This is a genomic window from Mesorhizobium sp. M7A.T.Ca.US.000.02.2.1, assembly GCF_003996995.1.
Classification (GTDB): Bacteria; Pseudomonadota; Alphaproteobacteria; order Rhizobiales; family Rhizobiaceae; genus Mesorhizobium.
Map to the genome: position 1 here is coordinate 1 of NZ_RZTT01000191.1, position 11,451 is coordinate 11,451.

Consider the following 11,451-nt stretch of genomic DNA (forward strand, 5'->3'; position numbering starts at 1 on the left):
CAGGCGGGGGTGAACCAGCTAGGCGCCGGTTTCTTCATCTATGGGCCGCAGCTGGCACTCGTCCTGTCGCTCGGCAGCGGCACGCATGTCTTCGTCTTCTCGACAAGGCTCGGCACCTTCGTCCAGGCCTATGAAAGCCGGATCATTCCGCAACGCACTCAGGAATTCGCCATCAACGCCGCCAACTACCGGCACTGGGACGAGGCCGTGCGGCTCTATGTCGACGACTGCCTGGAGGGCACCGAAGGACCGCGCGAGAAGGATTTCAACATGCGCTGGATCGCCTCTCTGGTTGCCGACTGTTACCGCATATTGATGCGCGGCGGCGTTTTTCTCTACCCCGGCGATCGGCGCAAGGGCTATGGTCAGGGACGGCTGCGCCTCGTCTACGAGGCCAACCCGATCGCCTATCTCATAGAACAGGCTGGTGGTGCCGCCACCGATGCGATCAACCGCATCCTGGAAATCGAACCCGAGAGCCTGCATCAGCGCGTGCCGATGATCTTCGGGTCGGCGCGGGAAGTCGCGCGCATCACCCGCTACCACACAGAGCCGAGCAACATCGGTGAGCGTGCGCCGCTGTTCAGCCGCCGCGGCCTGTTCAGAGCCTGAGCAGCACCATGTCAGCCAAGCACCCCATCATCACCATCACCGGGTCGTCGGGCGCCGGCACGACCTCGGTCAAGCGCATCTTCGATCTGATTTTCCGGCGCGAGAACATCGAGGCCGCTTTCATCGAAGGCGACGCCTTCCACCGCTACGATCGCGCGGCGATGAAGGCAAAGGTGGCCGAGGAGGAAAAGGCCGGCAACCCGAACTTCACCCATTTCAATGCCGCGGCCAACGAACTCGGAATTCTCGAAGAGGTGTTCGCGGAATATGGCCGCCGCGGAACCGGCAAGACCCGCACCTACATTCATGATGAGGAAGAGGAAAAGCAGCACGGCACGCCACCGGGAACCTTTACCGAATGGCGCGAATTCGCTCCCAGCGACCTGCTCTTCTACGAGGGGCTGCACGGCTGTGTCGTCACCGACACGATCAATTTGGCCAAGCATGCGGATCTCAAGATCGGCGTCGTGCCGGTCATCAATCTGGAATGGATCCAGAAGATCCATCGCGACCGTTCGACACGCGGCTATTCCACCGAGGCGGTGATGGACGTGATCCTGCGCCGGATGCCCGACTATGTCCGCTACATCGTCCCGCAATTCTCGCAGACCGCCATCAACTTCCAGCGCGTGCCGATCGTCGACACGTCCAACCCGTTCATCGCGCGCTGGATTCCGACGCCCGACGAATCGATGCTGGTTATCCGCTTCGCCAATCCGCGCGGCATCGATTTTCCGTATCTGCTGTCGATGATCCACGACTCGTTCATGTCGCGGCCAAATTCCATCGTGGTGCCAGGCAACAAGCTCGATCTTGCCATGCAGCTGATCCTGACGCCGCTCATCCTGCAATTGATTGAACGCAAGAGCCGTGTGTCGTGAGGAGGATGCAATGACCAGCCAAACAGCACTGAAGCCCGTCACCACAACCGCTCCCGTCTCGGAGCGCGACATGGCGAACGCCATTCGAGCGCTGGCGATGGACAGCGTCCAAAAGGCGAATTCGGGTCACCCTGGCATGCCGATGGGCATGGCCGACGTCGCAACGGTGCTGTTCAACCGCTTCATCAATATCGATCCGTCGAGGCCGGACTGGCCCGACCGTGACCGTTTCGTGCTTTCAGCCGGCCACGGCTCGATGCTGCAATACGCGCTGCATCATCTGCTCGGCTATGAAGACATGCAGGTCGAGGAATTGCAGCGATTTCGGCAGTTGGGCAGCCGCACCGCCGGACATCCGGAATACGGCCATGCGCTTGGCGTGGAGACCACCACCGGACCGCTGGGACAGGGCATTTCCATGGCGGTCGGCATGGCGCTGGCGGAACGCATGCTTGCGGCCCGTCACGGTGCCGATCTGGTCGATCATCATACCTATGTCATTGCGGGCGACGGCTGCCTTCAGGAGGGAATCAGTCACGAGGCGATAGACCTCGCTGGTCACCTGAAGCTTTCCCGCCTGATCGTCTTCTGGGACGACAATGCGATTTCCATTGACGGGCCGACCTCCCTCTCCACGTCGATGGACCAGCCGGCGCGCTTCAAGGCCGCCGGCTGGGATGTCCAAAGTGTCGCCGGGCACGACATGGAGGCAGTCGCCGCGGCAATCGAGGCGGCGCAGCGGTCGGATCGGCCATCGCTGATTGCCTGCCGCACAGTGATCGGCATGGGTGCCCCCAATCTCGGCGGTTCGGAGAAGACGCACGGCGCACCGCTGGGTGAAGCAGAGATCGCCGCGACACGCGAAAACATCGGCTGGGCGCACGCGCCGTTCGATGTGCCGGATGATATCCTTTTCGCCTGGCGCGAGATTGCCGGTCGCGGCGAAGCGATGCGGCGCGCCTGGGAGCAGCGGCTTGCCAAATCGCCGCGGCGCGAGGCTTTTGAAAACGCCGTCGCCCCCGAACTGCCCGACACGGTCTTCGACGCGCTCGAAGCCTTTCGTCGCGAGCATGTCGAGAAGGCAACCAAGGTGGCGACGCGAAAAGCCTCCGAAATGGCGCTGGAGGTCATCAATGGCGCAACGGAATTGACCGTCGGCGGCTCGGCCGATCTGACGCACTCGAATCTGACGATCACCAAGGGCATGAACCGCATTGCACCGGGTGACTATGCCGGCCGCTACATTCACTACGGCATTCGTGAGCACGGCATGGCGGCCGCCATGAACGGCATCGCGCTGCATGGCGGTTTCGTGCCCTATGGCGGTACGTTCCTGTGCTTCGCCGATTATGCGCGCGGCGCGATGCGGCTCTCGGCGCTCATGGGCCAGCGCGTCATCTATGTGATGACACACGATTCCATCGGCCTCGGCGAGGACGGCCCGACGCACCAGCCGGTCGAGCACCTTGCGATGCTGCGTGCCACGCCTAATCTCAACGTCTTCCGCCCGGCGGATGTCATCGAAACGGCGGAGTGCTGGGAACTCGCGCTAAAGAGCAAGGATCGGCCGAGCGTCCTGGTGCTGTCGCGCCAGAACCTGCCGATGCTGCGTCGGTCGCACAGCGACGAGAACCGCTCCTGCCAGGGCGCTTACATCCTGCGGGAGCCGGCAAGGCACCGCGCCGTCACGCTGATCGCCACCGGCTCGGAGGTCGAGATCGCGGTTGCTGCCGCCGAAAGGCTGGAGACCGAACATGGCGTCGCCGCCGCCGTCGTGTCGATGCCGTGCTGGGAGCTTTTCGAGGAGCAGGAAAGCGCCACCCGCAAGGCCGTCCTCGGCTCGGCGCCGCGCGTCGCGGTCGAAGCGGCAGCCCGGCTGGGCTGGGACCGCTGGATCGGCGAGACCGGTGCTTTCGTCGGCATGACCGGCTTCGGCGCCAGCGCCCCTGCCCCCGACCTCTACCGGCATTTCAACATAACGTCCGAAGCGGTTGCTGCAGCGGCGCTGAAGCTCATCATCTAGGAGGATTCACAATGGCTCGCATCACCCTTCGCCAGCTTCTCGACCATGCCGCCGAGCACGGCTACGGCGTACCGGCATTCAACATCAACAACATGGAACAGGGCCTCGCCATCATGGAAGCGGCCAAGGCCTGCGACGCGCCTGTCATCATCCAGGCTTCGCGTGGCGCCCGATCCTATGCCAACGACATCATGCTGGCCAGGATGATGGAGGCGCTGACCGAAATCCACCCGGCCATCCCGCTATGCATCCATCAAGACCACGGCAACAGCGAGGCCACCTGCCTTTCCGCGATCCGCCACGGCTTCACCTCGGTGATGATGGACGGATCCTTGATGGCGGACGCCAAGACGCCGGCCAGCTACGACTACAACGTCGCCATAACCGAACGCGTCGCACGCATGGCGCATTGGGTCGGCGCTTCCGTCGAAGGCGAACTGGGTGTGCTCGGCTCGCTGGAAACCGGTCAAAGCGAGGCAGAGGATGGCCACGGCGCCGAAGGCGCGCTTTCCCACGACCAGTTGTTGACCGATCCCGATCAGGCGGTCGACTTTGTGACCGCAACCCAGGTCGACGCGCTGGCGATCGCCTGCGGCACCTCGCACGGCGCCTACAAATTCACCCGCAAGCCGGACGGCGACATCCTGGCCATGCAGGTGATCGAGGCGATCCACGAAAAGCTGCCCAACACGCATCTGGTCATGCACGGCTCTTCCTCGGTGCCGCAGGAGTTGCAGGACATCATCAACAGATACGGCGGCGAGATGCCCCAGACCTTTGGCGTTCCGGTCGAGGAGATAGAGCGCGGCATCCGCTACGGCGTGCGCAAGGTCAACATCGACACCGATTGCCGCATGGCCATGGCCGGGCAGTTCCGCCGCGTCGCGACGGAAGACCCGCGCGAGTTCGATCCCCGTAAATTCCTGAAACCCGCCATGGACGCCTTGCGCGACCTTTGCCGGGACCGGTTCGAGCGTTTCGGCACGGCGTCCAACGCCTCGAAGATCAAGGTCATCGCCATGGACGAGATGGCGAAACGTTACGCCGCGGGAAAACTCGATCCCCATATCGCAACCGCGAAAGCCGCCTGAGCAACAAACAGGAGACCTGTCATGAACAAGATCGACATACTGCCAGCGGGGACGCTCAAGGAAGGCAAGGAACGCTACAAGTCAGGGGTCATCCCCTACAAGAAGATGGGTTACTGGGAGCCGGACTACAGGCCCAAGGAGACCGATCTGATCGCCATGTTCCGGATCACGCCGCAGCCGGGCGTCGACCACGAGGAGGCGGCCGCGGCCATCGCCGGCGAATCCTCCACCGCGACGTGGACCGTGGTGTGGACCGACCGACTGACCGCGTGCGAGCTCTATCGCGCCAAGGCGTTCAGATCCGAGCCGGTGCCGAACACCGGTCCCGGAACCAAGACCGAGCAACAGTACTTCGCCTACATCGCCTACGACCTCGACCTGTTCGAGCCGGGCTCGATCGCCAATCTGACCGCATCGATCATCGGCAATGTGTTCGGCTTCAAGGCAGTCAAGGCGCTGCGGCTGGAAGACATGCGTATCCCGGTGGCGTACCTCAAAACCTTCCAGGGGCCGGCGACCGGTATCGTGGTGGAGCGTGAGCGGCTCGACAAGTTCGGCCGGCCGCTGCTCGGCGCGACGACGAAGCCGAAGCTCGGCCTCTCGGGCCGCAATTACGGGCGCGTCGTTTACGAAGCGCTGAAGGGCGGCCTCGATTTCGTCAAGGACGACGAGAACATCAACTCGCAGCCCTTCATGCACTGGCGCGACCGCTTCCTCTACTGCATGGAGGCCGTGAACAAGGCGTCAGCTGCCACCGGCGAGGTCAAAGGCCATTATCTCAACGTCACCGCCGGCACGATGGAGGAGATGTACGAGCGCGCCGAATTCGCCAAGCAGCTTGGCTCCTGCATCGTCATGATCGACCTCGTCATCGGCTACACGGCGATCCAGTCGATGGCCAAGTGGGCGCGCCGCAACGACATGATCCTGCACCTGCACCGTGCCGGCAACTCGACCTATTCGCGCCAGAAGAACCACGGCATGAATTTCCGCGTCATCTGCAAATGGATGCGCATGGCCGGCGTCGACCACATCCATGCCGGCACGGTGGTCGGCAAGCTGGAAGGCGACCCGCTCATGATCAAGGGATTTTATGGCACGCTGCGCGAGGAGCGCACGCCGCAGAACCTCGAAACCGGGCTGTTCTTCGATCAGGAATGGGCCTCGCTCAACAAGGTGATGCCCGTCGCCTCGGGCGGCATCCATGCCGGCCAGATGCACCAGTTGATCCACTATCTCGGCGAGGACGTCATCCTGCAGTTCGGCGGCGGCACGATCGGCCATCCGGACGGCATCCAGGCTGGCGCGACAGCCAATCGCGTCGCCTTGGAAGCGATGATCCTGGCCCGCAACGAGGGGCGCGATTATTTGCGCGAAGGGACCAAGATCCTCGAACAGGCGGCCAGATGGTGCACGCCGCTGAAGGCTGCCCTGGAGACCTGGAAGGACGTCACCTTCAACTACGAATCGACCGACACGGCCGACTTTGTGCCAACCGCAACGCCCAGCTTCTAGACGAAAGGAACCGTCGTCATGATGACCAATCCGGGAAACAAGGTCACGCAGGGACAGTTCTCGTTCCTGCCCGACCTGACCGATGAGCAGATTTCGGCGCAGATCAAATACGCGCTGAAGAACCATTGGGCGGTCAGCGTCGAGTACACGGACGATCCGCATCCGCGAAACACCTATTGGGAAATGTACGGCAACCCGATGTTCGACTTGAAAGATCCGGCGGGCATACTGCTCGAGGTCAACGCTTGCCGGAAAGCCTGTCCGAACATGTATGTGCGGGTAACCGCCTTCGATTCGACCAAGGGCTGGGAAGCCCCGCGCATGTCGTTCATTGTCAACCGGCCGCCCAGCGAACCCGGGTTCCGGCTGCTGCGCCAGGAGCGCGACGGCCGCAGCCAGGGTTATTCGATCGTGCCTTATGCGACCGACAGGCCCGAGGGCGAGCGGAGCTAGCTGAACCATGCTGAACGCGATGACCAAGGACGCTGCCGCACAGGACGCGACGGTTGATCTGCAGGCCGAGTTCGAGGCGTCCAACATCGACGAGGTCATGGACAAGCTCGACCGTGAACTCGTTGGCCTGAAGCCGGTCAAGACCCGCATCCGCGAGATCGCCGCTCTCCTCCTGGTCGACCGGCTTCGCCGCAAGTTCGGGCTGACCTCGGGCGCTCCGACGCTGCACATGAACTTTACGGGAAATCCCGGCACCGGAAAGACCACCGTGGCGCTGAGGATGGCCGAAATCCTGCATCGTCTGGGCTATGTCCGCGAAGGCCACATGGTCGCCGTGACGCGCGACGATCTCGTCGGCCAGTATGTGGGCCACACCGCGCCCAAGACCCGCGAGGTGATCAAGCGTGCCATGGGCGGCGTGCTTTTCATCGACGAGGCCTACTATCTCTACAAGCCCGAGAACGAACGCGACTACGGCCAGGAATCGATCGAAATCCTGCTGCAGTGCATGGAGAACAACCGTGACGATCTGGTTGTGATCCTTGCCGGCTACAAGAACAAGATGGACCGCTTCTTCGACAGCAATCCCGGCATGCGTTCGCGCATCGCCCATCACCTCGATTTCCCCGACTATGGCATCAGCGAACTGAAATCGATCGCCGAGATTATGCTCGCGGAGCAGAATTATCGCCTCAGCGAGGCGGCGTCCCAGGCGCTCGAAGAGTATCTTCCGATCCGCATGAGGTTGCCGCATTTCTCCAACGCGCGTTCGGTCCGCAATGGGCTCGACCGGGCGCGGCTGCGGCAGGCCAACCGGCTTTTCGCATCGCGTAGCCGGGTGTTGACCAAAGCCGATCTTGTCACCATCGAGGAATCCGACATCCGCGGCAGCCGCGTGTTCGCGGAAGGGAAACTCGAAGGCGAACCGGAGACGAAGATGCGCTGACGGGATGGAGCCGGCTGGCGCAGCGACCAACACCCGCAGACAGAATTGGAGACGACGACCATGGTCACCAGGACAATCATCGCACCCTCCGTGCTTTCCGCGGATTTCTCGCGGCTCGGCGACGAGGTCGAAGCTGTCGTGCGGGCGGGTGCCGACTGGATCCATCTCGACGTGATGGACGGCCATTTCGTGCCCAACATCACCTTTGGTCCCCCGGTGATCAAGGCGATCCGCGACCGAACGGACAAAATTTTCGATTGCCATCTGATGATCGCGCCGGCCGACCCCTATCTGGCCGCCTTCGCCGACGCCGGCTGCGACATCATCACGGTGCACGCCGAGGCCGGGCCGCATCTCGATCGTTCCCTGCAGGCGATCAAAAATCTCGGCAAGAAGGCCGGCGTATCGCTGAATCCTTCGACGCCGGAGAGCGTCATCGAGTATGTGCTCGACAGGCTTGACCTGGTGCTGCTGATGACGGTCAATCCAGGCTTTGGCGGCCAGGCCTTCATCTCCGCGGTCATCGAGAAGATCAGGCGAATCAAGGCACTGGTTGGCCACCGCCCGATTGACATCGAAATCGATGGCGGCGTCACGGCTGAAACCGCCCCACTGGTCGCCGCGGCCGGCGCCAATGTGCTGGTCGCCGGGTCGGCCGTGTTCAAGGGGGGCACCGAGGCGGCCTATCGCGCCAACATTGGAGCCATCCGACAGACGGCCGACGGTGCGATCCGGAAAGCCGCGTAAACAATTCCATCGGAGGCAAGCATGGCGGCCGTCCCCCCTGTCTGCGATTTCGGCTGGCGCGCCATCGATGCCGTTTTGCCTGGCGTCGACGGCAGGTCGCATTCGATCTTCAGCCAGGCCGGCCCGAACGGCCTGGTCGTGGCCTTCATCTGCAATCACTGCCCTTATGTGAAGGCGGTGATTTCACGTATCGTGCGCGATGCCAACGATCTCAAGGCCGAAGGTATCGGCTTTGTCGCGATCAACTCAAACGATGCCGATGCCTACCCGGAGGATTCCTTCGACCAAATGAAGCTCTTCGCCACGACGAACGGCTTCAGCTTCCCTTACCTGCACGACCACCGCCAAACTGTGGCGCGCGATTACGCAGCCGTGTGCACTCCCGATTTCTTCGGGTTCAACAGCGAGTTGGGACTGCAATATCGCGGTCGGCTGGACGCCTCGCGACGAGAAGCCGGAGCGCCCGGGCTGAGGCGCGATCTGTTCGAGGCGATGAAGCAGGTTGCCCGAACCGGCGACGGGCCGCTGGACCAGATCGCCTCGATCGGCTGCTCGATCAAGTGGAAGGATGCCGTATGAACGTCGGCGCAGGTAGGCCGCTTCGATCGCCGAAGGCGATCCTGTTCGATCTCGACGGCACGTTGGTCGATTCGGCACCGGACATAGCGGCCGCCGTCAACGAACTGCTGGCCAGTCGCGGTCTGCCGCCGCTGCGCCTGGATCAGGTCACGGCCATGATCGGCGGCGGCGTCAGGAAATTGATCGAGCGAGCCTTCGCGGCGTCGGGAGCGCCACTGCTCGGCAACGCTCTCGATGAGGCCAACCGCGTCATGGCGCCTATCTACCGCCGGCATCTGACCGGCCTCACAAGGCTGATGCCTGGAGTCAGGGAGGCTCTCACCCACTTTCATTTGGGCGGAGTAAGCATGGGCGTGGCAACCAACAAACCGCAGTTGGCGACCCGCGAAATCCTGCTTCATTTCGGATTGACGGAATATTTCGGCGCAATCGTTGGCGGAGACGCGGTGACATTCCTGAAACCGGCGCCCGACGCCCTGCTGCTGGCGTTGGCACAGCTTGGGTTCGACGCCGGCGACGCGCTGCTGGTCGGAGACAGTGGCGCTGACCTGGGCGCCGCACGCGCCGCCGGCATGCCCGTCATTCTGTTGCGCGGCGGCTACAGCCACATTCCGGTGGAAGAGCTTGGCGCCGACCTCGTTTGCGACAGCCTTTTCGATCTGCCTTCGGCCATGCAGAGGCTGCAAGCCGATGCGTGATCAAGGCGTCCGCCGGCCGAAGGCAAATTCGAACGGCCGGCTGCGCTCTATTTCGAGAATTGCTTCAGATAGGCAATGACATTGGCGATGTCTTCGTCCTGCTTGAGGCCGACAAACGCCATCTTCGTTCCTTTGATCATGGCCTTGGGATCGTGAAGATAGGTCTTCAGCGAGGGCTCATCCCATTTGACGCCGGACTTGCCAGCCGCGACCATCGCCTGAGAATAGCTGAACCCCGGGTGTGTCCCAGCCGTTCGGCCTATGACGCCGTTCAACGACGGGCCGACCTTGTTCTTGTCCTGGTCGGCGGCATGGCAGACCTTGCATTTGGCGAAGACCTTCTCACCAGCCGCCGCATCCTGGGCCTGGGATTGGCTCGCGATGAAGGGCACAACGGACATGACTGCGAAAAATGCGATTGCGCGCATGGTATTTCCTCATTGATCGTCTGGGTGCCCTGGACGATTTGCGCATGCCGATCCTTTGATCCGTCTGCATGCGCCTTACGCGGTGGAGTGGAATATCCGCTTCTCCCGTGGAGCCGCGCCGCGTGGCTCAGAAGCTAATTGGCATGTTGTGAAAGTCAATCGTACAAAGGTTTAGAGGCTTAGGTGCTCAAGAGACCTGTCCATTCGTCTTTGTTGACGGCTATCCGGCGAGCGCGTAGCTTGACCTCATTCCGGTTTCTCCATTGGCACCTCGGGAAATCCGGCAAGCGGTGATTTTGTCCTCGCTCCTGGTTGGGCTGGGCTCGCCGATATGGGCGTTTGGGAACGCGCAAGAGGTGCTGAATGGACATGGTCGATCTCATATTGACGGTTTGCCTCAGCGCCAATCCGAGCAATTGCCGAGACGAACATCTCTATTTCGAGAGCCGCGGCACTCTGTTCCAATGCATGATCCTTGCCCCCAGCGAAATCGCGAAATGGTCTCAAGAACACCCGAACCTCAAGGTCATGCGCTGGAAATGCGCATTTCCGAGCAAGGAACGAGCCATCTAATTTGGCAGCGCGGAACCCTGGGGAGGAGGTGTCATGATGGTTTCACGGCGCATGACGCTGCGTCTGGCGGTTCTCGGGACAGCCGCTGTTCTTGCTACCAGGCCGATCGTTGCGGCAGCCAGGATTCGCCTCGGTGTGCTGAAGTTCGGAACCGTGAGTTGGGAACTCGATACGCTAAGGCGGCACAAATTCGATGCCGCCAACGGGATCGATCTGGAGATCATCGACTTCGCCGGCGAGGATGCAACCAACGTCGCGATGCTGGCTGGCGCGATCGACATGATCGTCTCCGACTGGCTATGGGTCTCGCGCCAGCGCTCCGAAGGCGGCGACCTCACATTGACCCCCTATTCGACCTCCGTGGGGGCGATCATGGTGAAGGAGGATTCGCCGATCCGGACGGTCGCCGATCTCGAGGACAAGAAAATCGGCGTCGCCGGCGGCCCGCTCGACAAGAGTTGGCTGCTTATACAAGCGCTGAGCAGACGCGATCTCGGCGTCGACCTGTCGGCAACCAGCGACATCGTCTTTGGCGCGCCGCCGCTGATTTCGGAAAAGGCGATACAGGGCGAACTCGATGCGGTGCTGAATTTCTGGCATTTTTGCGCCCGTCTCGAGGCCAATGGCTTCCGTCGACTGATCGGCGTGAACGACGCGGCAAAGGCGCTCGGGGCTCTGGGACCCGTTTCGGCCCTCGGTTACGTCTTCCATGACCAATGGGCAAACGAGAACCCGGATGCCGTCAGGGGTTTCGTGAGGGCGTCCGCGCAAGCCAAGGACTTGCTGGCCAGATCCGATGACGAATGGCTGCGCCTGGCGCCGATCATTCGCGCGGAAGGCAAGGAACTGGAAAAACTGCGCGATCGCTACCGCCAGGGCATTCCCAGACGGTCGGTCGCCGAGGA

At 62.2% G+C, this 11,451-nt stretch carries 13 protein-coding genes; 12 read left to right on the top strand and 1 reads right to left on the bottom strand.

What is annotated here, in order from left to right; translation table 11 throughout:
• The 10 genes from EOD15_RS18630 to gph all read left to right on the top strand — a co-directional run.
• Window positions 1-612 (top strand): class 1 fructose-bisphosphatase (locus EOD15_RS18630; protein WP_148129576.1); only part of this gene is annotated, 612 nt, incomplete at its 5' end.
• Between the two features lie 8 nt (window positions 613-620).
• The gene (locus EOD15_RS18635) at window positions 621-1,493 is read left to right on the top strand and encodes a phosphoribulokinase (RefSeq protein WP_027036917.1); all 873 of its coding nucleotides are present in this window, start codon (window positions 621-623) and stop codon (window positions 1,491-1,493) included.
• A 10-nt stretch (window positions 1,494-1,503) separates the two neighbouring features.
• Window positions 1,504-3,516 (top strand): transketolase, encoded by a 2,013-nt coding sequence (tkt, locus tag EOD15_RS18640; protein ID WP_127319314.1) that lies wholly within the window; start codon window positions 1,504-1,506, stop codon window positions 3,514-3,516.
• A gap of 11 nt (window positions 3,517-3,527) precedes the next feature.
• Window positions 3,528-4,607: a class II fructose-bisphosphate aldolase gene (gene fba / locus EOD15_RS18645; protein WP_127319316.1), complete on the top strand. Its 1,080-nt coding sequence runs from the start codon at window positions 3,528-3,530 to the stop codon at window positions 4,605-4,607.
• Window positions 4,608-4,628: 21 nt separating this feature from the next.
• Window positions 4,629-6,122, top strand: a complete 1,494-nt coding sequence (locus tag EOD15_RS18650; RefSeq protein ID WP_127319318.1) for a ribulose-bisphosphate carboxylase large subunit — start codon at window positions 4,629-4,631, stop codon at window positions 6,120-6,122.
• 18 nt (window positions 6,123-6,140) lie between these two features.
• Complete coding sequence (locus EOD15_RS18655) at window positions 6,141-6,575, top strand: ribulose bisphosphate carboxylase small subunit (protein WP_013532057.1); 435 nt, start codon at window positions 6,141-6,143, stop codon at window positions 6,573-6,575.
• A gap of 7 nt (window positions 6,576-6,582) precedes the next feature.
• The gene (gene cbbX, locus EOD15_RS18660) at window positions 6,583-7,521 is read left to right on the top strand and encodes a CbbX protein (protein ID WP_127319320.1); all 939 of its coding nucleotides are present in this window, start codon (window positions 6,583-6,585) and stop codon (window positions 7,519-7,521) included.
• A gap of 60 nt (window positions 7,522-7,581) precedes the next feature.
• Window positions 7,582-8,268, top strand: a complete 687-nt coding sequence (rpe, locus tag EOD15_RS18665) for a ribulose-phosphate 3-epimerase (protein WP_127319322.1) — start codon at window positions 7,582-7,584, stop codon at window positions 8,266-8,268.
• Window positions 8,269-8,289: 21 nt separating this feature from the next.
• A complete protein-coding gene (locus EOD15_RS18670) occupies window positions 8,290-8,847 on the top strand; it encodes a thioredoxin family protein (protein ID WP_127319324.1) in 558 nt (185 codons plus the stop codon).
• Window positions 8,844-9,545 carry a phosphoglycolate phosphatase gene (gene gph, locus EOD15_RS18675; RefSeq protein ID WP_127408719.1) on the top strand — a complete coding sequence of 234 codons (702 nt, stop codon included), beginning with the start codon at window positions 8,844-8,846 and terminating at the stop codon, window positions 9,543-9,545. Before EOD15_RS18670 ends, gph begins: the two co-directional genes overlap by 4 nt.
• Window positions 9,546-9,592: 47 nt before the next feature.
• On the opposite strand, the gene EOD15_RS18680 is transcribed toward gph, so the two are convergent.
• Window positions 9,593-9,973 carry a cytochrome c family protein gene (locus EOD15_RS18680; protein WP_127321093.1) on the bottom strand — a complete coding sequence of 127 codons (381 nt, stop codon included), beginning with the start codon at window positions 9,971-9,973 and terminating at the stop codon, window positions 9,593-9,595.
• Between the two features lie 363 nt (window positions 9,974-10,336).
• Here EOD15_RS18680 and EOD15_RS18685 point away from each other — a divergent pair, with 363 nt between their 5' ends.
• Together EOD15_RS18685 and EOD15_RS18690 are read left to right on the top strand one after the other, a co-directional pair.
• Window positions 10,337-10,546 carry a hypothetical protein gene (locus EOD15_RS18685; protein WP_127269602.1) on the top strand — a complete coding sequence of 70 codons (210 nt, stop codon included), beginning with the start codon at window positions 10,337-10,339 and terminating at the stop codon, window positions 10,544-10,546.
• Window positions 10,547-10,579: 33 nt separating this feature from the next.
• A partial coding sequence (locus tag EOD15_RS18690; protein WP_148129577.1) for an ABC transporter substrate-binding protein occupies window positions 10,580-11,451 on the top strand: 872 nt, incomplete at its 3' end.

Coding starts and splice junctions, on each gene's coding strand:
- EOD15_RS18670 (WP_127319324.1), top strand. CDS start 8,290: ATGGCGGCCGTCCCCCCTGTCTGCGATTTCGGCTGGCGCGCCATCGAT.
- gph (WP_127408719.1), top strand. CDS start 8,844: ATGAACGTCGGCGCAGGTAGGCCGCTTCGATCGCCGAAGGCGATCCTG.
- EOD15_RS18685 (WP_127269602.1), top strand. CDS start 10,337: ATGGACATGGTCGATCTCATATTGACGGTTTGCCTCAGCGCCAATCCG.
- EOD15_RS18680 (WP_127321093.1), bottom strand. CDS start 9,973: ATGCGCGCAATCGCATTTTTCGCAGTCATGTCCGTTGTGCCCTTCATC.
- EOD15_RS18650 (WP_127319318.1), top strand. CDS start 4,629: ATGAACAAGATCGACATACTGCCAGCGGGGACGCTCAAGGAAGGCAAG.
- tkt (WP_127319314.1), top strand. CDS start 1,504: ATGACCAGCCAAACAGCACTGAAGCCCGTCACCACAACCGCTCCCGTC.
- fba (WP_127319316.1), top strand. CDS start 3,528: ATGGCTCGCATCACCCTTCGCCAGCTTCTCGACCATGCCGCCGAGCAC.
- EOD15_RS18635 (WP_027036917.1), top strand. CDS start 621: ATGTCAGCCAAGCACCCCATCATCACCATCACCGGGTCGTCGGGCGCC.
- cbbX (WP_127319320.1), top strand. CDS start 6,583: ATGCTGAACGCGATGACCAAGGACGCTGCCGCACAGGACGCGACGGTT.
- rpe (WP_127319322.1), top strand. CDS start 7,582: ATGGTCACCAGGACAATCATCGCACCCTCCGTGCTTTCCGCGGATTTC.
- EOD15_RS18655 (WP_013532057.1), top strand. CDS start 6,141: ATGATGACCAATCCGGGAAACAAGGTCACGCAGGGACAGTTCTCGTTC.